The sequence below is a fragment of the Streptococcus sp. HMSC062H02 genome (genome assembly GCF_001813005.1).
Taxonomy (GTDB): domain Bacteria; phylum Bacillota; class Bacilli; order Lactobacillales; family Streptococcaceae; genus Streptococcus; species Streptococcus oralis_S.
In genome coordinates this window covers 23,960-49,576 of the sequence record NZ_KV811097.1, presented here as the reverse complement: position 1 = coordinate 49,576, position 25,617 = coordinate 23,960, and the positions used below count along the sequence as shown (strand labels likewise).

At 43.3% G+C, this 25,617-nt stretch carries 26 protein-coding genes; 4 read left to right on the top strand and 22 right to left on the bottom strand.

Features of this window, described 5'->3' with window-relative positions:
- Positions 1–55: 55 nt before the first annotated feature.
- From pflA to HMPREF2885_RS01680, 12 genes are all read right to left on the bottom strand, one after another.
- Complete coding sequence (pflA, locus tag HMPREF2885_RS01735; RefSeq protein ID WP_001288281.1) at positions 56–850, bottom strand: pyruvate formate-lyase-activating protein; 795 nt, start codon at positions 848–850, stop codon at positions 56–58.
- A 124-nt stretch (positions 851–974) separates the two neighbouring features.
- On the bottom strand, positions 975–2,228 hold the full coding sequence (locus tag HMPREF2885_RS01730; protein WP_070656919.1) for a diaminopimelate decarboxylase: 1,254 nt from the start codon (positions 2,226–2,228) through the stop codon (positions 975–977).
- Positions 2,229–2,294: 66 nt separating this feature from the next.
- Entirely contained in the window at positions 2,295–3,122 is an 828-nt protein-coding gene (purR, locus tag HMPREF2885_RS01725) for a pur operon repressor (RefSeq protein WP_002874197.1), read from the bottom strand.
- A gap of 104 nt (positions 3,123–3,226) precedes the next feature.
- Entirely contained in the window at positions 3,227–4,168 is a 942-nt protein-coding gene (locus tag HMPREF2885_RS01720; RefSeq protein WP_070534898.1) for a 3'-5' exoribonuclease YhaM family protein, read from the bottom strand.
- Positions 4,158–5,414: a DNA recombination protein RmuC gene (gene rmuC, locus HMPREF2885_RS01715; RefSeq protein WP_070656918.1), complete on the bottom strand. Its 1,257-nt coding sequence runs from the start codon at positions 5,412–5,414 to the stop codon at positions 4,158–4,160. Before rmuC ends, HMPREF2885_RS01720 begins: the two co-directional genes overlap by 11 nt.
- Position 5,415: 1 nt before the next feature.
- Positions 5,416–6,078 (bottom strand): thiamine diphosphokinase, encoded by a 663-nt coding sequence (locus tag HMPREF2885_RS01710; protein WP_070534902.1) that lies wholly within the window; start codon positions 6,076–6,078, stop codon positions 5,416–5,418.
- Positions 6,041–6,697: a ribulose-phosphate 3-epimerase gene (gene rpe / locus HMPREF2885_RS01705; protein WP_070534904.1), complete on the bottom strand. Its 657-nt coding sequence runs from the start codon at positions 6,695–6,697 to the stop codon at positions 6,041–6,043. The genes HMPREF2885_RS01710 and rpe overlap by 38 nt, the downstream gene beginning before the upstream one ends.
- 10 nt (positions 6,698–6,707) lie before the next feature.
- Entirely contained in the window at positions 6,708–7,586 is an 879-nt protein-coding gene (gene rsgA / locus HMPREF2885_RS01700; RefSeq protein WP_070534906.1) for a ribosome small subunit-dependent GTPase A, read from the bottom strand.
- Between the two features lies 1 nt (position 7,587).
- Complete coding sequence (gene rsmA, locus HMPREF2885_RS01695; protein ID WP_070534908.1) at positions 7,588–8,460, bottom strand: 16S rRNA (adenine(1518)-N(6)/adenine(1519)-N(6))-dimethyltransferase RsmA; 873 nt, start codon at positions 8,458–8,460, stop codon at positions 7,588–7,590.
- Positions 8,457–8,792: a hypothetical protein gene (locus HMPREF2885_RS01690; RefSeq protein WP_070534910.1), complete on the bottom strand. Its 336-nt coding sequence runs from the start codon at positions 8,790–8,792 to the stop codon at positions 8,457–8,459. The genes rsmA and HMPREF2885_RS01690 overlap by 4 nt, the downstream gene beginning before the upstream one ends.
- A 107-nt stretch (positions 8,793–8,899) precedes the next feature.
- The gene (rnmV, locus tag HMPREF2885_RS01685) at positions 8,900–9,466 is read right to left on the bottom strand and encodes a ribonuclease M5 (RefSeq protein ID WP_070534913.1); all 567 of its coding nucleotides are present in this window, start codon (positions 9,464–9,466) and stop codon (positions 8,900–8,902) included.
- Positions 9,466–10,239 (bottom strand): TatD family hydrolase, encoded by a 774-nt coding sequence (locus tag HMPREF2885_RS01680; RefSeq protein ID WP_070534915.1) that lies wholly within the window; start codon positions 10,237–10,239, stop codon positions 9,466–9,468. Before HMPREF2885_RS01680 ends, rnmV begins: the two co-directional genes overlap by 1 nt.
- Before the next feature lie 151 nt (positions 10,240–10,390).
- Here HMPREF2885_RS01680 and HMPREF2885_RS01675 point away from each other — a divergent pair, with 151 nt between their 5' ends.
- A complete protein-coding gene (locus HMPREF2885_RS01675; RefSeq protein WP_070656917.1) occupies positions 10,391–12,235 on the top strand; it encodes an APC family permease in 1,845 nt (614 codons plus the stop codon).
- A gap of 181 nt (positions 12,236–12,416) precedes the next feature.
- Here the strand turns inward: HMPREF2885_RS01675 and rpmH are convergent, their stop codons facing one another.
- The 3 genes from rpmH to HMPREF2885_RS01660 all read right to left on the bottom strand — a co-directional run bounded on the left by rpmH (position 12,417) and on the right by HMPREF2885_RS01660 (position 14,354).
- A complete protein-coding gene (gene rpmH / locus HMPREF2885_RS01670; RefSeq protein ID WP_000831905.1) occupies positions 12,417–12,551 on the bottom strand; it encodes a 50S ribosomal protein L34 in 135 nt (44 codons plus the stop codon).
- 144 nt (positions 12,552–12,695) lie between these two features.
- Positions 12,696–13,910 carry a pyridoxal phosphate-dependent aminotransferase gene (locus HMPREF2885_RS01665; protein WP_049490443.1) on the bottom strand — a complete coding sequence of 405 codons (1,215 nt, stop codon included), beginning with the start codon at positions 13,908–13,910 and terminating at the stop codon, positions 12,696–12,698.
- A 144-nt stretch (positions 13,911–14,054) separates the two neighbouring features.
- Positions 14,055–14,354, bottom strand: a complete 300-nt coding sequence (locus HMPREF2885_RS01660) for a hypothetical protein (RefSeq protein WP_049490446.1) — start codon at positions 14,352–14,354, stop codon at positions 14,055–14,057.
- A 166-nt stretch (positions 14,355–14,520) separates the two neighbouring features.
- On the opposite strand from HMPREF2885_RS01660, the gene HMPREF2885_RS01655 reads away from it, so the two are divergent.
- Positions 14,521–14,973: a universal stress protein gene (locus HMPREF2885_RS01655; protein ID WP_000079162.1), complete on the top strand. Its 453-nt coding sequence runs from the start codon at positions 14,521–14,523 to the stop codon at positions 14,971–14,973.
- Between the two features lie 121 nt (positions 14,974–15,094).
- Here HMPREF2885_RS01655 and HMPREF2885_RS01650 read toward each other — a convergent pair whose 3' ends face one another.
- Together HMPREF2885_RS01650 and HMPREF2885_RS01645 are read right to left on the bottom strand one after the other, a co-directional pair.
- Positions 15,095–17,071 carry a CAP domain-containing protein gene (locus tag HMPREF2885_RS01650; protein WP_070656916.1) on the bottom strand — a complete coding sequence of 659 codons (1,977 nt, stop codon included), beginning with the start codon at positions 17,069–17,071 and terminating at the stop codon, positions 15,095–15,097.
- A 500-nt stretch (positions 17,072–17,571) separates the two neighbouring features.
- Positions 17,572–18,957: a Cof-type HAD-IIB family hydrolase gene (locus HMPREF2885_RS01645; protein ID WP_070656915.1), complete on the bottom strand. Its 1,386-nt coding sequence runs from the start codon at positions 18,955–18,957 to the stop codon at positions 17,572–17,574.
- A 65-nt stretch (positions 18,958–19,022) separates the two neighbouring features.
- On the opposite strand from HMPREF2885_RS01645, the gene HMPREF2885_RS01640 reads away from it, so the two are divergent.
- Positions 19,023–19,985: an asparaginase gene (locus tag HMPREF2885_RS01640; protein WP_061426607.1), complete on the top strand. Its 963-nt coding sequence runs from the start codon at positions 19,023–19,025 to the stop codon at positions 19,983–19,985.
- A 53-nt stretch (positions 19,986–20,038) separates the two neighbouring features.
- On the opposite strand, the gene ccpA is transcribed toward HMPREF2885_RS01640, so the two are convergent.
- Positions 20,039–21,049: a catabolite control protein A gene (ccpA, locus tag HMPREF2885_RS01635; protein WP_001090637.1), complete on the bottom strand. Its 1,011-nt coding sequence runs from the start codon at positions 21,047–21,049 to the stop codon at positions 20,039–20,041.
- Between the two features lie 203 nt (positions 21,050–21,252).
- On the opposite strand from ccpA, the gene HMPREF2885_RS01630 reads away from it, so the two are divergent.
- On the top strand, positions 21,253–21,570 hold the full coding sequence (locus tag HMPREF2885_RS01630) for a DUF960 domain-containing protein (protein ID WP_000886045.1): 318 nt from the start codon (positions 21,253–21,255) through the stop codon (positions 21,568–21,570).
- A 50-nt stretch (positions 21,571–21,620) separates the two neighbouring features.
- Here HMPREF2885_RS01630 and HMPREF2885_RS01625 read toward each other — a convergent pair whose 3' ends face one another.
- The 4 genes from HMPREF2885_RS01625 to HMPREF2885_RS01610 are packed head-to-tail and all read right to left on the bottom strand — an operon-like array spanning position 21,621 to position 25,617.
- Positions 21,621–22,904, bottom strand: coding sequence for a hypothetical protein (locus HMPREF2885_RS01625; protein ID WP_070656914.1), 1,284 nt, complete (start codon positions 22,902–22,904; stop codon positions 21,621–21,623).
- Positions 22,897–23,718: a 2-amino-4-hydroxy-6-hydroxymethyldihydropteridine diphosphokinase gene (folK, locus tag HMPREF2885_RS01620; protein ID WP_070656913.1), complete on the bottom strand. Its 822-nt coding sequence runs from the start codon at positions 23,716–23,718 to the stop codon at positions 22,897–22,899. The genes HMPREF2885_RS01625 and folK overlap by 8 nt, the downstream gene beginning before the upstream one ends.
- 41 nt (positions 23,719–23,759) lie before the next feature.
- On the bottom strand, positions 23,760–24,314 hold the full coding sequence (gene folE / locus HMPREF2885_RS01615) for a GTP cyclohydrolase I FolE (RefSeq protein ID WP_000380933.1): 555 nt from the start codon (positions 24,312–24,314) through the stop codon (positions 23,760–23,762).
- Complete coding sequence (locus tag HMPREF2885_RS01610; protein WP_070656912.1) at positions 24,295–25,617, bottom strand: bifunctional folylpolyglutamate synthase/dihydrofolate synthase; 1,323 nt, start codon at positions 25,615–25,617, stop codon at positions 24,295–24,297. The genes folE and HMPREF2885_RS01610 overlap by 20 nt, the downstream gene beginning before the upstream one ends.

Sequence of the window (25,617 nt, the reverse complement as noted above, 5' to 3'; positions counted from 1 at the left end):
AGAGGCTAAGTCTTTTTGCATCACAAAAGCCCGATGTCTCCATCAGGCTTCTTTTTTATCCATGAACACGTTTCATGTAATCTTGGTAACTTTCTGTATCCATCAATTCCTTGGCATTCTTGACACGGTCTGCTGTTGGAGGTTTGACCCCTTCAAGCGAATAAGGAATCCCAAGTTCACGCCACTTGAATTCTCCCATCGTATGATAAGGTAGGATTTCAAACTTGTCAACATTTTTGAGGGTCTTGACAAACTTACCAAGTTCGATCAAATCCTCATCTCTATCTGTCAATCCTGGAACCAGCACGTGGCGAATCCAAACAGGCTTCCCGATATCTGATAGGTACTGGGCACAGGCCAAGATGTTTTTATTGGTTTGGCTTGTGACAATCTTGTGCTGTTCTTCGTTGATTTCCTTGATATCCAGAAGAACCAAGTCTGTTACCGCCATGAGTTTATTAAACTTTTCGAGATAACGTGGTTTATTACGGAACGGAAGGGCACAGGTATCCAAGGTACAGTGGATTCCTTTTTCCTTGGCCTTGGTAAAGAGGGCAATTAGGAAATCAATCTGTAAGAGGGCTTCTCCACCACTGACAGTGATTCCTCCCTTGTCTCCCCAGAAACCACGGTAGCGAAGGGCTTCTGTCAAGACATCGTCTACTGTCCGTTCGCGTGATTTATTGGTCTCCATAGCCCATGTGTCTGGGTTATGGCAGTACTGGCAACGCATGTGACAGCCCTGCAAAAAGACAATAAACCGAATCCCAGGGCCATCTACCGCCCCAAAACTCTCTGTCGAATGCACCATTCCTGTCACTTGTCCATAGTCAATTGTTTCTTCAGACATATCGTCACCTTCCTTGAAACCGTTTTATAGTTTTATTATATCACGAGTAAGGTGAAAAACAAGGTTTTTTTGTCTATTTTTTAGAAAGCAATCTGTTTTTCACTTTCATTTTCAATTTCTTTTACTAATCCGATTCAAAATCAAAACCATACAAGGTTGCAAAATAGTCCTCAGGGCGCTCTGCACGGCGGATTTGGCGGGCTTTTCCTTCTTCGGTATAGAGGATTTCTGCCGAGCGTAGTTTGGCATTGTACTGGTAACCCATGGAGAATCCATGTGCACCTGTATCATGAATCACTAGCAAATCACCGATTTCTGTATGAGGTAGTTCGCGGTTCACTGCAAATTTATCATTGTTTTCACAGAGTGAACCAACCACATCTACCACCTCAACTGGTCCATCTGGATGGGTCAGATTGGTGATATGGTGGTAGGCTCCATACATGGCGGGGCGCATGAGGTTGACTGCTGAGGCATCCACGCCCAGATAGGTACGGTAGGTTTTTTTCTTATGAGTGACTCTTGTGACCAAAGCTCCGTGAGGCGCCAACATAAAGCGGCCTAATTCAGTAAAAATCTTGACCTGACCAAGTCCTGCAGGTGTGAGGACTTCCTCATAAACCTTACGAACTCCCTCACCAATCACAGCGATGTCATTTGGCTCCTGGTCTGGGCGATAATTGACTCCGATTCCGCCGGAAAGATTGATAAAGTCTAGCGAAATACCCAACTTTTCCTTAATTTCAACGGCTAATTCAAAAAGCTGACGCGCCAACTCTGGGTAGTAGAGATGGGTGACGGTATTGGATGCTAGGAAAGAGTGAATCCCAAATGTCTTGGCTCCTTTTTCCTTCAAAACCGCAAAGGCTTCAAAAAGCTGATCCTTGGTCATGCCAAACTTGGCTTCTCCAGGATTGTCCATGATGTCTGTCCCTAGCTCAAAAACTCCTCCAGGATTGTAACGACAAGAGATAATTTCTGGAATGCCTGCCGCTCGCTCTAGATGTTCAATATCTTCAAAGGCATCCAAGTTAATGGTCGCACCTAATTCATGGGCATAAGCGTACTCTTGGTCTGGCGTATTGTTAGAAGAGAACATGATCTCTGGACCTGCAAATCCAAGTTTATGGCTCATCAGGAGCTCCACATAACTGGAACAGTCCACACCACAGCCTTCCTCTTTGAGGATTTTCAAGATGGCTGGGGTTGGGGTGGCCTTGACTGCAAAATATTCCTTAAATCCCTCATTCCAGGAAAAGGCCTGGTTGACTGCTCGCGCTTTTTCGCGAATTCCCTTCTCATCATATAAGTGAAAAGGAGTAGGGAACTCGGCAACAATCGTTTCTAAATCTTCACGGTTGATAAATGGTGTTTTCATAAGCGTCCTTCTATTCTGTCTGCAAAGAAAGGCTGGGACAATCGTTCCAACCTTTAGTTCTATCTCTTATTTGTCTTCGTCAAAGATATTTCCAATCTCGACATCGATGGATTGGTTCTTGACATCAATATTGGTGACTTTCAAGAGTGATTTGTAATCAAACTGCTTTTCACGTTCTTCTTGGGCATTGTCTGCAAAGACTGCAACACCAGCCAACTCTGAATCAAACTCACGCAAGAGACTAATCATCCCGTTGACAGTTCCTCCGCCTTTCAAGAAATCATCCACAATCAAGACACGACTGCCTGCCTTGAGGCTGCGTTTTGAAAGGAACATTTTCTCAATACGGTCACCACTTGAACCTGAAACATAGTTGACGCTGACCGTTGAACCTTCGGTAATTTTCAAGTCACGGCGCACAATGACAAATGGAACATTGAGGACATTGGCAACTGCATTTGCGAGTGGCACACCTTTTGTTGCTACTGTCATAACGGCATCGATTTTTTGGTCCATAAAGCTCTTGGCAATGATGCGCCCAATATTTTTCAAAATGGCAGGCGTACTGAGCAAATCAGACAGATAGATATAACCACCTGGCAAGATACGATCGCTTTCTGAAAGTTTGTCACGCAAGTCTGCGATCATTTCTTTGGCTTCATGGCTCGAGATGGATGGTGTAAAGATAACGCCACCACCTGCTCCAGTCACTGTCTGGATATGGCCGATTTCGATTTCTTCAAAAGCACGCTTGATAATCACGATATCCTCTGAAATAGAGGATTTAGCAGATTCGTACTTTTCTGCAAAGGTATTGAGACTTGTTAGTTTGTATGGATTATTAATCAAATAGTTGGAAATGACAACCATCCGATCACTTCTTCTTAATTTCATTTTTATTTACCATTCCATTTTATTTTGATATTTTATCCATTATACCACATTCACATAAAAAAACGAACATTATTGCGTAAAAAATGCTCGTTTTTCTTAAATTATTAATCTAAATCTGGTTTATAGAAGGAACGATTGTCCATAGCAAAGATTTTATTGGTCACCTCTCCTTTGTCCACCAAAGCTAGAGCTGTTGACATCATCATCATACTGGCATCTAGATTGTCAATCATGTGGATAATCTCTGCTTCCATAATGCGTGGACGGACTGGACTTCCATACTCTAGCAAGCCATGATGACTGAGGATGACATGGCGCAGTAACACCACTTCTTCTCTAGTATCATCGATGCCCAGTTCCATGACTGTCTTGGTAATTTCACTATCGATAAGGGCGATATGGCCGATGAGATTGCCTCGAACTGTGTACTCCGTCTGATCGGGACCACTGAGTTCTAAAACCTTAGCCAAGTCGTGCAACATAATCCCAGCATAGAGCAGGCTCTTGTTGAGCTGAGGATAGATCTCGCTAATGGCATCTGCCAAGCGCACCATGGTTGCTGTATGATAGGCCAAACCCGTTTCAAAGGCGTGGTGGTTGGTCTTGGCAGCTGGATAGGAGTAGAATTCCTTATCGTACTTGGTGTAGAGACTACGCACGATACGTTGCCAGACAGGATTTTCAATCTTGAAAATCATTTGCGACATGTAGTCACGGATTTCCTTGACATCGACTGGCGACTTGACCTTGAAATCAGCTGGATCATTGGGTTCCCCAGGCTGAGGCAAGCGAAGAGTAATTTGATTGACTTGAGGAGTGTTGTTATAAACTTCTCTGCGCCCCTGCATGTGGACCACTTTCCCTGCGGTAAAGGCCTCGACGTTATGAGGTTGGGCATCCCAGAGTTTCCCTTCAATCTCGCCACTATCGTCTTGGAAGGTAAAGGCTAGGTAATTTTTCCCAGCACGCGTCTGTCTCAGGTCAGCTGACTTAATCAGGTAAAAACCTTCAAACAGCTCATCTTTTTTCATGTGACTAATCTTCATATTCTTCCTCATCTTCTTGGAAATGGAGTAGATCAAGCGCAGGCTCACCTTCTGATAATTCAATGTGACGGAGCGTTCGCTCGATAGCTGTGGTACGACGGTTTAATAATTCATCAATATTGCCAGAGGCATATTGGAGATGCTTTTGTGCCTTGACCAGAATGGCACCAAACTTGCCAAACTCGGTCTTGACACTAGCAAGGGTCTTGCTGATATGGTCGGCACTCTTTTGGATATTGAGAGTCTTGAAGCCAACTGATAGAGAGTTAAGCAGGGCTGATAGGGTACTTGGACCAGCAACAATAATCTGCTCCTCCCGTCTCAAATCATCAAAGAAGATAGGATTGCGGACGATTTCTGAGTAAAGTCCTTCTGTTGGAACAAACAAGACTCCAAAATTGGTCGTTCGAGGCGGCGCCAGATACTTGCTCTTGATATCCTTGGCAAAGCGCTTGACGCTAGCTAAAAGTGACTTGCGACAACGTTCGATTTCGTCCTTATCGCCTGCTTCATAGGCTTCTTCCAAGCGGTAATAATCCTCCAGTGGAAACTTGGAGTCAATCGGTAAGTAGACATATTCCTGGTCACCCTGTCCAGGTAACTTGATGGCATACTCCACTCGCTCGCTAGAGTTTTCAACCGTTGCGTATTCTCGTTCGTACTGGGCTGGTGTCATGATGTCTTCGATGATTTGCCCCAGTTGCAATTCTCCCAGAATCCCTCGCGTCTTGGTTCCAGAGAGAACCTTGTTAAGGGCACCGACATCGCGGGCAACTGTCTGCATTTCTCCCAAACCTCGGTTGACCGACTCTAGTTGCTTTGAAACTGTCTCGAAGGAAGCCTGCAAGCGCGTCTGCAAGGTCTTTTCCAACTTTTCCTCGACTGTCTGACGCATTTGTTCCAAACGTTGCTCATTGGACTCCTGCAGGGCTTGAAGGCGTTGGTCGGTCTTATCTCTGGTTTGAAGGAGATTCTCGTTCATCTCCTGTCTAACTTGAGTCAGGCCTTGATGCAACTCCATTCGCACTTCCTGCAAACGGTCGCTGACAGCCACTTCCAAGTCTTTTTGGTCTAGCTGACTGGCTTGTCTGGCTTGTTCAAAGCGATAATCCAGTTGATCTGAAAGATTGTCTGCCTGATCCTCCAAACTCTTGGCTAAGTACTTGTCTTGCTTATCCTGCCTTTGCCAAATGAGAAAGAGTCCAGCTAGGTTGACAATTAATAATAGTAATAATACAGTCTCCATCCTACCTCCTGTCCTTGCTATGCAGCACGACGACATAGCCATCTGGGCAAGTCACCGAAACTTCCCTATCTATATATTCGTTAGAAGCGTACACTTTTTTAAAGAAAAAATTTTCCTCTGTCAATTCGTACTTGGCTCCGATAATGGTCAGCTGGCTATCCCGAACAGGCATAAAGGCTAGATAATCGTAGTCTGAGCGGGGTTCAAGTTGACTGGTCCCTTCTGGACAATAGGCAATCACATTTTGCCCATCCTCAATCGCTATCTGACGCATATAGGGTGCCAACTTGGGATTGCTAGGCAGAAAGACATTGGCCAGCATGTGGTCGATCCGACCACCCAAAGCCCCAAAAATAGTCACCTGAGCCTGAGAATTTTGCTCAAAGATGGTCAAGAGAGCCAATTCCAGATCCGTATCATCCTTTTCTGGCTGGGCTTGAACAAAATGTTGGGCACGTTTTTGAATCAACTGGCGTTCGTCTGCAGTCACCGAATCAAAATCCCCAACTGCTAGAGCCAGAGGCAGATCTTCTTCCAAGACCCAGAGCGAACCGCGATCCACACCGACAAAGCAATCAAAATCCGTCCGATAATGACCGCGATCCCCGCCGGCAAAAACGGCAACTCTAGTCCAATTGTTTTCTGAGAGTTTGCACTCGTTCATTGACATCTCCCTTAAAGACATAAGACCCTGCTACAAAAACGGTAGCACCAGCTTCTTTAGCCTGAGCAATAGTTTGGTCATCAATCCCACCATCCACTTCAATCTCAAAGTTCAGCCCTTTTTTTTCACGAAGGGCAACCAACTCACGAACCTTGTCCATGGTTTCAGGCAGAAAGGCTTGTCCTCCAAATCCAGGATTCACTGTCATGACCAAGACTTGGTCAACTAGGTGAAGAACGTGCTTGATTGCCTCCACAGGCGTACCAGGGTTAATGACAACAGAAGGCTTGACACCTAGAGAACGAATCTTTTGAAGAGCACCATGGATATGAGGCGTTGCTTCGACATGAATGCTGATGATATCTGCACCTGCACGCGCAAAGTCCTCTAAATGATGCTCTGGATTAGCGACCATCAAGTGGCAGTCAAAGACCATCTTGCTATGGGGGCGAAGAGCTTCAACCACACCTGCACCAAAACTGATTTGCGGTACAAAGTGACCATCCATGATATCGATATGGGCATATTCTGCACCAGTTGCTTCTAGGCGTTTGATTTCACGTTCAAAGTTGGCATAATCTGCTGCCAGAATTGACGGAGCAATCTTGTATTGAGACATAGGTTTCTCCTTATTTTGGAATTTTTTTACTGACTTTTTTATAGGTTTCTCTGCGATTTTCAATTTCACTAAGGAATTGCAGGTAGTTGTCAAAACGGAAGGTTGCAATAGCGCCTTCTTCTACAGCTGGCTTAACCGCACAGGACGGCTCATGGGTATGGGTACAAGTACGGAATTTACAGTCTCGACTAACACTGGCAATTTCTGGAAAGGCCTGATTGAGGTCTTCAGCCGTCGACACTTCATAATCCAGTGATGAAAATCCTGGCGTGTCCGCAATTTTACCACCATTGAGATTGTAAAAACTAACAGCTCGAGTAGTATGACGACCGCGACCCAGACTGTCTGAGATCTCTCCTGTTTCAAGATTGAGGTCCGGTGCGATTTTATTGAGGAGGGTTGATTTTCCAACACCTGTCTGCCCCATAAAGACCGTCACTTTTCCTGTCAACAAAGGCAGAAGTTCCTCCTTACTGGTCACAAAATCATAGCCGATGTCACCGTATGTCTGCTGGTAAAAATCCAGTTCTCCTCTATCTTCCAGCAAGTCCATTTTAGAAATATAAACGATAGGATGGATGCCCTTGTGTTCCAGAAGAACCAAGAAACGATCCAACAAGTTGCTGTTGAAGTCCGGTTCCTTGACGGACATGATCACCACAGCTTGGTCAATATTGACAATGGGTGGACGAACCAGACTGTTTTTCCGTTCGTGAATCTTGAGAATATAACCTTCGGAATTTTCCTCCGCAGAAAAATCTACCCAATCCCCAACATAGGGCGTGTGACCTTTTTTACGAAAATTCCCGCGCGCACGTGTCTGATAGACTTGGTCCTCACTCTCCACATAGTAGAATCCTGCCAAGGCTTTAATGATTTGTCCCTTCATCTTAGAATCCTTGTCCTTTGAGCGCATCTGCTAAACTAGCAAATTCTGCCAAGCTAAGAGCTTCTCCACGCACAGATGGTGACAAACCTGCCTGGTCCAAAGCCTTGGTCAGCTTGTCCTTGACTTCATCAGTCTTGCCAAAGTAGCCTGTTAAGTTGTTCCATAAGGTCTTGCGACGATGGGTGAAACTAGCCTTGGAAACCTTAAAGAAGAAGTTCTCATCTTTTACTGTTACAGCAGGCTCTGGACGGCGCACCATTTTTAAAATGGCTGAGTCCACATTTGGCGCTGGCACAAAGACCGTACGAGGCACGATGAAGGCAACCTTGGCTGTCATATAATACTGCACCGCAATCGACAAACTACCATAAGCCTTGGTATTTGGCTGTGCTGAGATACGGTCCGCCACTTCTTTTTGCATCATGACGACAAACTCACTAAAAGGAATACCACTTTCAATCAAGTGCATGAGAATAGGAGTCGTGATATAGTATGGCAAGTTGGCTACTACTTTGATTGGCAAGTCAGGATTTTTAAAATTCTGGATGTGCTGTGCCAAGTCAACTTTTAGTATGTCTTCGTTTACTACAGTCACATTGTCAAAATCCCGCAAAGTATCCGCTAGGATTGGTACCAAGCGGTAGTCAATCTCAAATGCCATGACTTGAGCTGCACGCTCAGCTAAAAACTCCGTCAAGGCACCAATTCCTGGCCCAATCTCGATGACATTGACTTGGTCATCAATTTCAGCCGTATCCACAATTTTTTGAAGGATATTGGTATCGGTCAGAAAATTTTGTCCGAAGGACTTTTTAAAGGTAAAACCGTGACGTTCCAGCACTGCCTTGGTCACGCTGTAATCTGCAATTCTCATTTATTCTCTTTTCTAATATAATATGCTTCCGGAGTATAATGATAGAGCAAAACAAATAAGGGAGTCTCAGTAATTCCTTCCAACATCTCTTTTAAGACCGCATCTGGATGGATAATCTCTCGTGTTTTGGTAAAATAAACACCTTGTTCCCTATTTCGATTACGGAGTTCCCAAGCGACATTATTTCCTTGAACAGACGGCAAATAACGTTCCTTTTCTAGAAAGTCAAAAAATTCTTTCACCGTCATATCTTCAGGAATCTCAAATTCTGTCTCATGAGGCAATACATCGTCCCCCATACACACAGACTCTCTATCAACTCGTATTTTCATCTTGCTCTTTCCTTATAAATTTCCATTTAAATATTATCAAAATGAATCTCTTGAAATAAATCTAGGTACCTCTATTGTAACACATTCCCTTTGTATTTTTGGGCTATCTAACTATTATCATAACTTTCCATAGTCTCTTCCACTTCTGCCAAGGTTATCCCAAATAACTCTAAGCGCTTGAGGAGTTGCTTGCCGTTGGAATAGCCGATGCGGAGCTGTTCGCCTAGATACTCTCTGCGCCTACGACTGTCTGCTCCCGCCAAGAAACCTAGGCGAATCAAGTCACCACGACTGATGTCAAACTCGTTCTCGTTTTCAAATTGCTCTGTCACCTGAGCCAGCGCTGTTTTCATATCTTCATAGCTGGCGTGTTCGATTCCCAGAGAACGTCCCTTGGTCTTGGATTTGGGAACAGCCTCATCTCGTTTGAGAAAGGCATGTTGTACCGTTGGAATGGCCGTCATAATCATGCGCCGAATGCGTTCCCCATTAAAATCTGGATCTGTAAAGACAATGACTCCATGCAATTCATGCAGACGCTGAATCCGCTCTATATCTTGGCCATTTATTGCGGAACCTCGTGTTTCATAGGTCTCTACATCAAAATAACGTTTGAGATTAGCTGTATCATCCCGTCCTTCGACTACGATGACTTGGGAAATTTTTTCTTTCATCACTTGCTGTCCAATCCAAAGATACGCTCTGCATTTGCAGTTGTTACTGCGGCTAACTCCTCAGTCGTCATACCACGCAAATCCGCGATAAAATCTACCACATAGCGTGTGTAGGCTGTTTTGTTTTCACGGCCACGTTTAGGAACAGGAGCCAGGTAAGGGGCATCTGTTTCTACCAAAATCTTTTCCAAGGGAAGTTCTCTGGCAGCTTCTTGGATATCCGTCGCTTTCTTAAAGGTCACCACTCCTGAGAAGGAAATGGTCATGCCAAGCTCCACAAACTTTTCAGCCCACTCCAAAGAGCCTGAAAATGAATGCATAATCCCACCACGAGGACCAACTCCCTCGCTCTTGATGATCTCATAAGTATCTTCTAGCGCATCACGAGTGTGGACCACAAAGGGCAAATTCAAGTCCTTAGACAGCTGAATCTGACGACGAAAAACCTGCTCCTGCACTTTCTTAGATGCTGTCATCCAATGGTAGTCCAGACCAATCTCCCCCAAGGCAACAACCTTGGGATGTTTTAGTTTTTCAAGCAAGTAAGCTTCGACCTCGTCTGTGTAAGTCCCTGCTTCCGTCGGATGCCATCCAATAGTTGCGTAGAGTTGCTCATACTCATCTGCTAACTCTAGGGCACGTTCAATGGTCGGCTTGTCAAAACCAACAATGTTCATCCGAGTCACACCCATCTCAGCAGCCAAGGCAAGTTCTTCCTCCTCACGTCCTGCAAATTCCTCTACATTTAAATGTGTATGCGTATCAAAAATCATCTCTTCTAACCTCATTTTCTTCCATCTATTATACCAAAAATAGCATCCCTCGGCTTGTAAAAATATTCTAATACCAATCATTCTCCCTTGACTGCCTTTTTTCAAAGCAGTATAATAACACTTATTGAAATTTTCATCAAAGGAAAAGAAAATGTTTAGAAAATTAAAATATACCTTTATCGGTCGACCACTCAAGTCTCTCACAGATGGTGAAGGGGGATTACTTGGAAAAATGCAGGCACTTGCAATGTTATCCAGTGATGCCCTGTCTTCTATTGCCTATGGACCTGAACAAGTCATTCTCGTTTTAGTCAGTCTCTCTCCTCTCGCCATTTGGTGGAGCCTCCCTATCGGTATTTTTGTCCTCTTACTCCTCGCTAGTTTGACCGTTTCCTATCGTCAAATTATTCACGCCTATCCTCAAGGTGGTGGGGCTTATATGGTCACTCGGGAAAATCTCTCTCCTGAACTAGGCTTGATTTCAGGGGGCAGCCTCCTTGTTGACTATATGCTGACAGTAGCCGTATCCGTTGCGTCTGGAGCTGATGCTATTACTGCAGCCATCCCTGCCCTCCATCCCTATAATCTTCATATCTCTATTTTCCTAGTCTGTCTGCTCATGCTCTTGAATTTAAGAGGTTTGAAAGAATCTGCCAGCTCTCTGATGATTCCCGTCTACCTCTTTATCTTCAGTACCGTCTTTCTCTTGCTTTATGGGTTCTTTCAACTATTTACAGGGTCCCTAAACTACCAGGCGACTTCAACCATTGGGCAAACCGTTCCGAGCCTTTCCATCGTTCTCCTATTGAGAGCCTTTACCAGTGGCTCTGCCTCTCTGACAGGGGTTGAGGCTATTTCAAATGCGGTACCATTTTTCAAAACTCCGAAAGAAAAGAATGCTGCTCAGACCCTGACCATCATGTCGCTCATTTTAGGATTTCTTTTTGCGGGCATTACCTTCCTAAACTACTGGATGGGTATCACTCCTCAAAATGGAGAAACCATCCTCTCGCAAATGGCCAAGGGCATTCTTGGTGATTCATTCTTTGGTCATGCTAGCTACTATCTCTTCCAGTTCTCAACAGCCTTGATTCTAGCTGTAGCTGCAAATACTGGCTTTTCAGCCTTCCCTATGCTGGCTTACAATATGGCTAAAAACAAGTACATGCCCCATCTCTTTATGGAAAAGGGGGATCGCCTTGGCTACTCCAACGGTATCTTAACTCTGGCTTTTGGAGCTATGATCCTTCTTCTCATTTTTAACGGGAATACTGAACGCTTGATTCCTCTTTATACTATCGGGGTCTTCGTTCCCTTTGCCCTCTCTCAGACTGGGATGATTCGCCATTGGAAAAAGGAAAAAGGAGCAAACTTCTTAAAACCTGCCTTTGCTAATATCCTTGGGGCCATCATTTGTTATGCTATTGTCCTCATTTTACTCCTCTTCAGACTGGGTGATATCTGGCCATTCTTCCCAATTATCCTAGTTTTAACTTTCCTCTTTTTGTCCATTCACAGCCATTACCAAAAAGTGGCAAAACAACTGCGACTCTACGAAGGAGTTGAAAAGCGCACTTATGACGGTAATCTTGTCCTTGTCCTAGTAGGAAATGTTACTCGAGTAAGTGTCGGAGCCATTAACTACGCTCAAAGTATCGGTGACGAAGTGTTGGCCATGCACATTTCTACTAAAGAAACGGCGGAAAAAGACCAAGAAATCCTCCAGGAATTTGCCGATTACTTCCCAAATATCACTTTGAAGAATATCAATACTAGCTACCGCGACATCATCACCCCTAGCGTTAAGTATGTCAAACGAATCGCCCAAGAAGCTAAGCAAAAAAACTACACTGTTACAGTCCTTGTCCCACAGTTTATCCCTAACAAGCCTTGGCAAAATATCCTGCACAATCAAATGAGCCTCAAACTAAAATACGCTCTCAGATGGCATGAAGACGTCGTTATCGCTAGCTACTCTTATCACTTAAAAGAATAAACAAAAACTCAAAATCAGTAACTTATATCTGGTTTTGAGTTTTTTGTATGTGACCTTTTAAATGAGCCCTCCATGAGTTTCATCTAAAATGACCGATTTCGTAGACAGTTCACTCTTTAAGATAAAAAGAAAAGCCAGTAGACTCGAGTTCCTACTGACTTCTTTGTTGAATTCGTTTGGATTATGCAGCCAAAACTTTGCGTCCTTTACGACGACGAGCTGCCAATACGCGACGACCGTTTTTAGTTGACATACGGTTACGGAATCCGTGTTTGCGCGCACGACGAAGTTTACTTGGTTGATAAGTACGTTTCACGATGAATACCTCCTCATAGATTTTGTATTCGTTTAGCCGGCTATAAAGTGATCAGTTACTAAACATACTTTACTATTCTATCTGATTCTGACCTATTTGTCAATAGCTCTAAGGAAATGTTTCCTGCTTTTCCCTATGAAAGCCTTATCTACGATACTGACTCAAGAAACGTGTCATCTTTTCTTGGATTTGCGCTAATTCGTCCACACGAGGAAGGTAAACGATACGGAAATGGTCTGGTTCCTTCCAGTTAAAACCACGACCATGAACCAAGAGAACCTTTTCCTGCTTCAAGAAATCAAGAACGAACTGTTCATCATCATCAATGCGATACATATTGCGGTCGATTTTAGGGAAGATATAAAGACCCGCCTTCGGCTTGACCGCAGACAAACCTGGGATATCTTGAATGGCATTGTAAATGAAGTTTCTTTGCTCGTAAATCCGTCCACCAGGAAGGAGCAATTCATCCACTGACTGGTGCCCACCTAGTGAAGTTTGTACGACTTGCTGGGCCAAAACGTTAGAGCAAAGGCGCATATTGGACAGCATATTGAGCCCTTCGATATAGCCCTTGACATGAGTCTTAGGACCAGACAAGACCATCCAGCCTACACGAAAACCAGCGATACGGTGAGATTTTGACAGACCATTCATGCTGACACAGAAAACATCAGGTGCCAAGCTTGCCACAGGCGTATGCACATGCCCATCCATCACCATGCGATCATAAATTTCATCCGCAAAGATGATCAAATCGTTTTGACGAGCAATCTCAATAATCTCCAACAAGAGTTCCTTAGGATAAAGGGCTCCAGTTGGATTATTTGGATTGATAAGGACGATTGCCTTGGTATTGGAAGTAATTTTTGACTTGATATCGTCAATATCAGGGTACCATTCTGCAGCTTCATCACAGATATAGTGAACGGCATTTCCCCCAGCTAGGCTGACCGCGGCTGTCCAGAGAGGATAGTCTGGCATAGGCACCAAGACCTCATCGCCATTATCCAAAAGCCCTTGCATGGACATAACAATCAGCTCACTGACACCATTTCCAAGGTAGATATCATCAATGTCCACATTGGGAAATTTCTTCAGTTGGCAATACTGCATGATGGCCTTGCGGGCCGAGAAGATCCCTTTGGAGTCAGAATACCCCTCACTATCACGCGCATTCATAATCAAGTCATGAATGACCTCATCTGGCGCTGTAAAGCCAAATTCTGCTGGATTCCCTGTATTCAGACGTAAAATCTTTTCTCCGTTTGCTCGCATCCGCATAGCTTCTTCCAAAACAGGGCCACGGATATCATAGGCAACATGCTCTAACTTACTAGACTTGTTATATTCTTTCATCTTGTTTCCTCAATTCATAGAGATAGTAACATTATACCACTAGAAAGGAATTGCGACAAGTTTCCTGAAATGAGCAAGCAAAGAAAAAAACTCACAACGACTAGGTTCTCACCGTCTAAACAACTAGAATACAGAAGTATTTTCTCACATACCAAAAGACAAACCTAGAAAGACCAGCGCTAAAAAGGAGTCATATAAAAGATTAAACATGAGAAAGAGCCCCCACGTGACCAAATAGTCCAAACGACCACTTCTCTTTGCAATCACCAATAAAATGATGTGGTAGACTAGGTGAAAGAGAAGAAATCCAACAAATCCTGGATAAAGAACGGGCACGACTCTTTCCAGCTGCCAAAGCATCACTACTTCACCTACAAGCGACACAAGGATAATTCCATGATAAAGAAAACTTATTTTTTTAGAAGCTTGAACAGAGCCTTTCATACTTTCTCATCCCCTCGCTGTGTTTCCTACTATCTCGTTTTCTTTTATTTTAACATATCTCCACCAAATCGAATCTACAATAATATTTATTTAAATATGATTTTTACTTTACTTCTTTAGTGAAAAGGGTTACAATAACAGTAAGAAAATTTCAGGAGGTTTCATTATGGCACAACGTTACCAAAATGTTATGGTCGCAATTGATGGTTCTAAAGAAGCGGACTTGGCTTTCGTCAAAGGTGTTTACACTGCTCTACGCAACGAATCCAAGCTCACCATTGCCCATGTTATCGACACACGCGCTCTTCAAAGCGTGTCTACCTTTGATGCTGAAGTTTACGAAGAACTCCAAGTCGATGCTGAAAGTCTGATGAAGGAGTACGAAAAGCGCGCAAGAGATGCTGGTGTGACCGATATTCACATCGTCATCGAAATGGGAAATCCAAAAACCCTCCTTGCCCGTACTATTCCAGACGCAGAAAATGTTGACCTGATTCTCGTTGGTGCAACAGGGCTTAATGCCTTTGAACGCCTCTTGGTTGGCTCTTCATCTGAGTACATTCTCCGCCATGCAAAAGTCGATTTGCTGGTCGTGAGAGAAAGTGAAAAAACATTGTAATCATTAAAAAAGGGAGCCTCTGGCTCCTTTTTGTTTATCCTGATTGGGTCACAAAAAGGCTTTAAACAATTGTTTAAAGCCTCTATCTTATTTAGAAAGTAGTCAATCTCAAAAGATTGAATTATTTGTAACTGTATGCCCAGTAGTATACACCATTTCCATCAACTACTGCTGCTACAGCTCCCTCAGTGACATTTGGATCGAGAAGCAAGTCTCTCAAACCACTGTTTGCCCATTTCTTAACGACAACAGCAGCATCTTCATCACGACGTCCTACAAAGCCTGTGCTATCGTATTGACGTGAAATTTCATTTACTTTCGGAAGTGCTTGATTTTGATAAATGTCTTCAGACCAAGTCAATTCTTTCAATCCTTGAGCTTTACGAGTCTCATTGATTTTAGCGAAAGCTTCTTTCGCTTTTGAAACATAGTCATAGTTTGTATCGTTTGTTGCTTCAACACGGTAAACAAACTTCACATAACCAAATTCTACATCACTGTATTTCTTGTCTTCGACACCACTCTTGAGATTTGCAATCAAGACATAGTCCTTAGCGTATGGGTTTTCTTTCGTCTTCTCAAAGATTTCTGGATCTTCGATTTCCCACTCAACTTTAGCATCCCAACCAGAGTTATCAAGGAACTTAGGATTCATTTTTTCGATGACATAGTTTTTGAACTCTTCAACATTCTTGAATGGCAATGCTTGACCTGCTTTAGCAGTCGTTACCAAGTTAGTTGAGTAAAGTTTCACACTTGAGTTCTTGTCACTGTACATGTACTCGTCATCAGCAGTGTTTTCGTGAAGTTTTGGATCACGAGCTGGATCGTTTGGATCAGTCATCCCTTGAAGTTTCCATTTTCCTCCAAGCCACTTCCAGTATGCTGAGTAACCTGTACGCTCTGAGTTAGATGGTACATAGTAGTAATGTACACTACCGTCGAAGTAGTAGTTTTTATCATTCTTGAGGACTGCATCACCTGGTTTACCTGGTGGGTAAACCAATTTTGGAGTTTGTCCATTTGGTGCCCAAGCCAAGTGTTCCAATCCTTCAGCTGGTTTTTCAACATAATCAGGGATTTGGTTTTCACTTGGTTCATCAGTCGTTACCAAACCTGGTGTTGTTGGGATAGCTGGAGTTGCTGGTGTTTCTGGTTTTGGTTCTGCTGGCGTTTCTGTTGATGGCTTGAATGGATCAAATTCACTATCAGCACCATTAATTGGTGGATTTTCTGGTAGGTCAACACTTGGAGTTGCTGGTTGTTCTGGTTTTGGCTCAGCTGGTGTTGTTGGCTCTTCAGGTTTATCACTAGGAGCTGGTGTTGGAGTCTCTGGTTCTGCTGGCGTTGGAGCAGGAACTTCAGGTTGGCTTGGTTGTGCTGGCTCAACCGGAGTTGTTGGTTGTTCTGGTTTTGGTTCAGCAGGTGTTGCCGGTTGTGCTGGTGTTGTATCAGCAGAATCTTTCACCAATACCCACTTACCATTTTGGTAGTAGTAATAATCGCCATTGTCCAATACATAGTAATGGTACCCATTTTCGTAACGATAGTGCGGATCGTTTTCCAAGTTGTTAGTAGATGAGTTGTTGTTACTATTGTTTGTCAAAGGTTTCCACTGACCGTTACGATAAATACGGTAGCTACCGTCGTTCATGCGGTAGTAGTGATTGCCATTCCAGTAAATATAGTTTTCATCGCTAGCAAGGTTGTTGTAATTATTCCAATAGTTATAACCATAGTAGTTGCTACTGTTGTCATAGCCATAGTAGTTATTCCAATTATTGTAACCGTAGTTGTAACTTGGGTAATAGCTACCATATCCATAGTTATAGCTTGGGTAGTAGCTATTGTAGCCATAGTTATAGCTTGGGTAATAACTGTTGTAGCCATAACTTCTTACAGTATAGTTTGATGTGCGGCTACGATTTGCAGTAGTACGGTTAGAAGTACGATTGCTTGAACGGCGGCTAGTTCTTGTATAGTAGCTATTATTCCCATTCCAGTTGTAAGCAGCGTGAGCTTCACTTGGTGCAAAAGTTGGAAGCATTGTTACAGCTGTTAAAACAGAAGCTGTCAAATAGGTATATTTTTTCTTCATTTCAACCTCTTAATTCTTTAATTTCTAAACTTGAAAATTAAAATAATAAAAATTTGGAAAGCAATTGTGCACAATTTTATAACTAAACCTCAAAACTAGAGTGAATTCTTGACATCAACTTGTTAACAGGCCTGAAATAAACAAGTTGACTTTCTGTCTTTAAAAAGAGCATATTGTAGTAGCATGAGGATTTTATATTTATTCGCTTTCTGAATTTATTCTAACACATCAACTTTCAAATATCAAATAATTTGACTCGTCTTTTTTTGATATTATTTTAAAAGGAAAGCTAGATAAATTGGGGCAAAATGCCGCTCTGCATTATTTTTTGTAAACTAAAATATTTTTCTTTTCTTTTTCAAAAAAAATTTCAAACGTTTTTTAATCCAAAATAAGTATAAATATGCTAACAATAATTAGTGATATATGTGTAATTGTTCGGATTTCAGTTCAAAAAATCCCCGGATTTTTCATCCAGGGAAAAGAATTTCTCTTATTTTTTATTTTTTTCTTTCTTTATGTCGCTCATAAGCTTTAAACTGACGTTGTAGTTCCTGTCGGATGGCAGGTTCTGGAGCATATTTTTCTTCCCAGTCATCTGGTTTTAAAATCTTGTGTGTAACTGGGTCAAAATGAGCTTTTCCATCAGGGAAAACCTTCCCCATATTTGCTTCATGGACAATATCAAAAATGCGTTCTGGGTCTACTCCCATCAATACAAAACTACCGTATGTGAAATACAGTGTGTCAATCAAAGCATCCACTTGACCGACCAGATTTTGCTTAGCAGGCGTCTTTTTCTCCACTTTCTCTGCCGCCTTATCAAGTGCCTCATGCATGCTTGCAAGGGAGTTTTGGAATTCTTCCTCCGAAGAACTTGCTGCACGAACAAACTCCACTAATTCTTCAATTTTAAAGTCTGCGCGGTGGGTTGCACCTTCAGCATCCCATGCCTGTGGCTCTTCTTGAGTTCGTTCATCCATCATGTGGTGGAAGGTTTTGACCTTATTAAAGTGATAGTCTCGACTGACAAACACTTTTTCTGAAGCCAAAACACCAAAGTGCTCGAGCGCCTTGTGGATACCATCTTGTTGATTACTTGCCGTAATATGCTTGGCGACTTCTTTGACACTGCTACTGCCATTTCCCATAGCAACCGACATCCCAACACCCGCCAACATTTCTAGATCATTGTCTGAATCACCAAAGGCCATGACTTGATTGAGATCAAATCCATATTCTTTCCCGACTCGGCGAATGCCTTCTAGTTTGGAATTTCCTTGGTTGATGATATCTGCTGCAAAAGGATTGCTTCGAGTTAATTTCAAATCTTCAAAATCAGCTGCTGCCTTCTCAGATTCCTCTGGCGTCATCAGCATCAAAACTTGATAAATGGGTTGATTAATCAAGTTAAGCAGGTCGTCTTCCTTTTGAGGAACTGCCTTGCTAACCATTCGATTAAAGGAACGGCTAACGGTTCTTGTCAGCACAGTCGGAATAAAACGACTAACCAGTTGTGAAAAGGAGCCGAGACCAAATGACATAATCTTCGAACCAACAACGGCATGCTCGGTTCCAAGAGCGATTTCTTTACGCTCCTTTTTAGCGTAAGCAATCAGTTGACGCAGGCTTGACTTAGCAATCGGACTTGCAAAGAGCACCTTTTCTTTATTAAAAATGTATTGGCCATTGTAGGTCACCGCAAAGTCTAGGTCCAAGTCTTCCATCAATTCCTTGACAAAAAACGGCCCTCGTCCTGTCGCTACTCCAACAAGCACTCCTTGCTCTTTGACAATCTTAATCGCGTCCTTAGTGGATTTCAAAACACTCTTGCGATCGTTGACTAGCGTTCCATCGATATCAAAAAAAACAGCCTTGACTTCCATCCTGTCCCATTCTCCCCTTTTGTGTTACAATGATTATACCACATTTCAGAAAGAGTGACTAAATCATGCCTAAGAAAATCCTTGTTTTACATACAGGTGGGACTATTTCCATGCAAGCAGACGCCACTGGTGCCGTTGTAACTAGCCAGGAAAATCCCATGAACCATGTTTCCAATCCGCTTGAAGGGATTGAGGTTCATGCCCTAGACTTTTTTAATCTGCCAAGCCCTCATATCAAACCCAAGCATATGCTTGCACTCTATCATAAGATTAAAGAAGAAGCTGATAACTACGATGGAGTTGTCATCACACATGGTACAGATACCTTAGAAGAAACAGCTTACTTCCTTGATACCATGAAAATTCCGCCCATCCCCATCGTTCTAACAGGTGCCATGCGTAGTTCAAACGAACTTGGTAGCGATGGTGTTTATAACTATCTGAGCGCTTTACGAGTTGCCAGTGATGATAAAGCAGCCGACAAGGGTGTACTGGTCGTCATGAACGACGAGATCCACGCAGCCAAGTATGTTACCAAGACTCATACGACCAACGTCAGCACCTTTCAAACCCCAACACATGGACCACTTGGCCTCATCATGAAGCAAGAAATCCTCTACTTTAAAACGGCTGAACCTCGTGTCCGCTTTGATCTTGAGCATATTCAAGGTCTAGTTCCCATCATCTCAGCCTATGCCGGTATGACAGACGAGCTGATCGATATGTTAGACTTGGAACAGCTGGATGGCTTAGTCATTCAGGCTTTTGGAGCAGGCAATGTTCCCAAAGAAACAGCTCAAAAGTTGGAAAATCTCCTCCAGAAAGGAATCCCAGTCGCCCTGGTCTCACGGTGCTTTAATGGCATTGCTGAACCTGTCTACGCCTACCAAGGTGGAGGAGTGCAGTTGCAACGAGCTGGTGTTTTCTTTGTCAAAGAACTCAACGCTCAAAAAGCGCGCCTCAAATTATTAATTGCCCTTAATGCTGGACTAAAAGGACAAGCTTTGAAAGACTATATGGAAGGATAAACCTCTTCTCTAGAACACAAAATCAGGAAATCTTCACGATTCCCTGATTTTTTCTATTTACGTTTTCGTGTGGAGCGGCGTTCTGTCAAACCATGAGGTAAGAGAACTTCACGTTCTTCCAATTCTTCCTTATGCATAATCTTAGTCAACATACGCATACTGATAGCGCCTAGGTCATAAAGAGGTTGGGCAATAGTCGTCAAGTTTGGACGAGTGAATCGTGCAATCTGAGAGTCATCTGTCGTGATGATTTCAAACTCTTCCGGCACAGATACACCATGGTCAGCTAAACCATTCAACACACCTGCTGCCAATTCATCACCTGTTACAACTGCGGCTGTAGCTTGTGATGAAATCAAGCGTTCTGCCAAGGCATAACCATCGTCATAGCTGTATTTTGATTCAAAGACCAATCCCTCGCTATAAGAATATCCTGCTTTTTTCAAGGCTTCCTTGTAACCGATCAAACGAACCTTGCCATTGATATCATCGACGAGTGGTCCACTCACAAAAGCAATCTTTTCGTTTTCTTTTAGAAGGTAGCTTACAGCATCAATCGTTGCTTGTTTGTAGTCGATATTTACACTTGGAAGTTGGTGTTCTACATCTACAGTACCAGCAAGAACAACCGGTGTCCGTGAACGAGAAAACTCTGAACGAATCTTTTCAGTCAAGTGATAGCCCATAAAGATAATCCCATCGACTTGTTTTGAAAAGAGAGTGTTAACCACTGAAACTTCCTTTTCATCATCCTCATCACTATTTGCTAGGACAATGTTATACTTGTACATTTCAGCAATGTCGTCAATTCCCTTAGCAAGTGTTGAGAAATAACCATTGGTAATGTTAGGAATCACAACTCCGACTGTCGTTGTTTTTTTGCTAGCCAAACCACGTGCTACCGCATTGGGACGATAGTCCAAGCGATCAATCACTTCTAGGACTTTTTTTCGAGTGTTCTCTTTAACATTCTTGTTGCCATTAACGACACGGCTAACTGTTGCCATTGAAACTCCTGCTTCACGGGCGACGTCATAAATCGTTACTGTATCATCTGTGTTCATTCCGTTTCCTTTCTATAATGAAAATTTCGCTTTCACGCATCTACTTACTCCATTTTATCACTTATTGTAAACACTTTCAAGTATTTTTTAGAGAAACTTTGAAAAAATTTCACAGTTTATTCCCATTTTGAAAAAACGAGTAGGATTTCTTGATTTTTAAGACATTTTGCTGTATGATAAGGAAAATAAAGGGGGAGGAGAACATGGCTTTTACAAATACACAGAGACGTTCCGCTAGTTTTGGTGTCGTGACCAGCCTGCCTGACGATGTCATTGACTCTTTATGGTATATTATTGATCATTTCCTGAAAAATGTCTTTGAATTAGAAGAAGAACTTGAGTTTCAACTGCTCAACAATAAGGGGACCATCACCTTCCATTTTTCTAGTCAGCACCTTCCGACTAGTATTGATTTTGATTTCAATCATCCTTTCGATCCGCTTTACCCGCCTAGGGTCCTTGTTTTAGACTTGGACGGCAGAGAAACCATCCTCCTTCCAGAAGAAAATGACCTATTTTAAAAACTCTAGCTTCTCGGCGCAAGCTGCTGAGGAACTAGAGTTTTCTTTTTCTAATAAATGGATCGACTAACAACTAGACCATTGGGTTTTGTATACTCTAAATCAAGGTAATCCTGATAAGTCCCTGGCACAATGAAACCTTGGGGACTCAATATATCAGTTCCAGCTTTTCCCACGATAGAGTCTGCTAGCAGAACACAATTGGTACTGAGAACAAAGTAGGTCTTAAACTCGGATGAGCTGAATTTATAGAGGGTCGCATCTGCTTCCTCTTTTAGTTGGTAGGAGTAGGTATGCTTTACCTCTCCCTCTCTTCTTTTCATCAACTGCGAGCTTGGTTCCCAAGGAATTAACAGGTCTTCTATCTCCGCTAAACGCGCTTGGATAGCTGCTTTCTGTTGCTCCGTCAAACTCAGGCCATAAGCAAACAAGGTCTTCTGACTTTCCCTCTTACAGAGCTCGATGTATTTTTCCCGATTGGCCTTAAACAAAACACCATCTCCAACCATGCCGAATAAACGCTCCGAGTGGGGATCATAGGAACCATAGGAAATAACCTGCCCTTGATAACAAATATCCACATGTCCCATAGCAAGGAAGAAGGAGGTTTCTGAGGTATGAACAAAAATTTCCATATCAACCGCCTGGTCATTTTTTCTTTCTGAATGAACTTCCCCTTCTTGACTTTCATGATTTGCCAGCCACTCATTTAGTTTTCGCAAGGTACTGATAGGGATCAGCGCTGTCACAAAGATCGGCAAGGTCATTCGCATTCGTCGTTTCAGCTTGGGATTGTTTTCTATTTTTTCAAAAAAGAAACCGTCCCGGAGGCTACTGGCTCCTAGCATGAGCAAGTAAAACCCAAGCAAGAGCAATTCAAAATTCGCTGCATCGTGAAACGGAGAGATGCTATAAAGTCCGAATCCTATCATCCATACAGCATCGAAGAGATGATGGAGCCGAGGATGAATGGCATTTTTTCGATAGAGAGACCAGGTCACAAGACTAATGATGCCCGTAAACAGCTGATAGCTCGCAATGATAAAGACCAAGAGATAGAGGGCAAGGTCTTGCAAAATGATAGAGTCAAACACCAGAGCCGCAACCACCAGCTTGCCCAAGGTTACAAAGATATTTTCCCGACGTTTTTTATCCTGAAACCAGCGAGTCAACAAGTGCCAAACTGCTGACAAGGAAAAGTAACCCATCAGCAACTGGTACCCCATTCGCGGAATAACTTGTCCAAAACGAATCAAGAGAAGCCCTAAAACAATAGCAAGCAGTCCCTCCCCGATACTCTTCCACTTGCTATAGGTCTCGGAAAGCTTAGGCATTTCCTTGCTCCAACTGGTCAACCAAGTAACGAATTGGTTGCTTTAGGATCGGATGGATAAAATGGGGAGCTATTTCCACTAACGGCTCAAGAACAAAGAGGCGTTCTGCTATATAAGGATGAGGCAAGATGAGCTCGTCTGTGTAAATAATCTGGTCCTCCACAAAAAGCAAGTCCAAATCAATCAAGCGAGGCCCCCAATGCACTTCTCTAACCCGTCCCATTTCTGACTCAATGGCTAACAATGTTTCTAACAAGACTGGTGCTGGTAGCCAGGTTTCTACTTCAATCACCTGATTGGCAAAGCTATCTTGTTCCACACCACCCCAAGGCTCCGTCGCCAAGACACTGGACTCTTTGAGAATATGGATACCTCGAGTCCGCAGTTTATCAATAGCTTGTTCCAAGTTCGCTTTCTTGTCTCCCATATTACTTCCTAGGGCGATAAAGGCTCGCTGCTTACGACGGCGAATGGTCACCGAGCAGGTATCCAATGGCAAATGCACTGGAGCCCAAGGTTTTTTTAGTTCCAACTCAATCTCTTGGACAAGAGGATAGGTCTCAAAGGTACGTTCAACTAGTTTGTAGGCTACCGTTTCAATCAAGTCCTCAGTGGTTTCCTGAAACCAAGTCGTCCACTGCTGACACAGTTCTCCGTAATGGACAGAGGCTGTTAAATCCAAGTCTGTAGCCGCCTTGGTCATATCATAGGATAAGCTTGCGGAAATAACAAACTTCTGCCCCAATTCTTTCTCACTAGGGAAAAGACCATGATAGGCAAAAATTTCCAAATCTTTAATCTGCAGTTGATCCATAACTAGTCCTTTCTAGAAAAATCCGCTTAAAGCGGATTCTTTTATAGTCCCATTAAACGATAAGCCTGGTCTCGGAGGTCCTTATCCGTCTCAAATACGCCACGGGCTACAGTAGTCAAAGTCGCAGTACCTGGCTTTCTGACACCACGCATGCTCATACACATATGTTCCGCCTCAATGACAACAAAGGCTCCCTTAGCCCCCAGATAGTCCATCAAGGCATCAGCCACTTCAATATTCAACCGTTCTTGAATCTGTGGTTTTTTAGAGTAGACTTCAACTGTACGAGCTAGCTTGGACAGGCCTGCCACACGACCGTCTGGAATATAGGCAATGTGCGCTCTCCCATAGAAGGGCAAGAAGTGGTGTTCACACATGGTGTGGAAAAAGATATCCTTCTCCACCACCATATTATCGTCGATAATCTCAAAGGATTTTGACAGGTGTTCCTCAGCAGTTTGGCCAAGACCTGAAAAAATCTCTTGGTACATACGGGCTACACGAGCAGGTGTTTCCTGCAAGCCCTCGCGGTTAGCATCCTCACCGACAGCCTCAATAATCATTTTTACAGCCGTTTCAATCTTTTGTGTATCCATTCTCGTTCTTCCTCTCCATCAGATAGGCTCTCACTTGGCTCAAGAAATACAAGGAACCCGTGACAATCCTAACTGTTTGTTTCTCTTCATTTTTATCTGTCAATTTCTGCTCTAGAAAATCCTGCCAACTTTGGTAATTGAGATTTCTAGACTTGGCTGTCTCTTTCAGCACGCTTTCATCCGTCGCCCGACTATCGTCAAAATGGGTTAAGGTCAATTGACTATCTGGCATCGTCTCTAGTAAATCCAGCATATCCTCCAAAGCCTTGGTTTTAATACACGTAAAGAGGATTTCCTTATGATAATCCGCAAAGCGTTCTTGCAAGGTTGCTAATAAAGCCTTGATAGCATGGGGATTGTGGGCCCCATCCAAAAGCAACAATGGGGCGCTAGACACGACCTCCAAACGTCCTGGCCATCTGGTTTCCTCCAAGGCTTGAGCGACCAAGGCATTACTTGCAAATTCTCGCCCAGTCTCCTGGCAATAAGTGTCTAGGAGGGCAAGCGCCATCCCTGCATTCTCAATCTGATGCAAACCAAGCAGACCTGTCTGAAAGCGACCTTGTCTGACAGCACTTGTATAGTCAAATACCTCACCTGTCACCACACTTTCTTGATAAGAAACTTGATAATCACTCCCATAGGCAAGTCTCGGCGCATTTTTAGCTTCTGCAATAGAGTCTATCACAGTCAAGGCTTCAAGAACAATATGACCTGTCACCAAAGGAATACCTTGTTTGACAATACCAGCCTTCTGCTCTGCTATGGCCCCCAAGGTGTCCCCAAGTAGGGCTACATGGTCCAGTCCAATGGTCGTAATCCCTGTCAAAATTGGCTGACAAACATTAGTACTATCCAAAAGACCACCCATGCCGACTTCCATGATAGCCACATCTACTTGCTCTAAGGCAAAGTAATCATAAGCTAGAGCTGTGATAATCTCAAACTCGGTTGTTCCCTGCAAATTGTCAGCCGATTCTCCCTCAAGCAAAGACTGATAGTCTGCCATGAGGGCTTCTAGCCTAGCCTCGGGGATAGATTCCCCATTGATGCTAATCTGATCCGTATAATGAATGAGATAGGGCGAGCTGAACACCCCAACTCTCAGTCCTAGCTTTTCCAGCATCTTTTTCAAAAAAGCAATGGTAGACCCCTTGCCGTTGGTCCCTCCGATATGGATGACCTTGAGTTTGAGATGGGGATTGCCTCGCAGAGCTAGGAGTTCTACCATGCGTTCCAAGCCAAAATGTGGTTGGTCCGTCCGGTAGTGGGCAATCCACTGATTGTTTTGAATTTCGTTCAT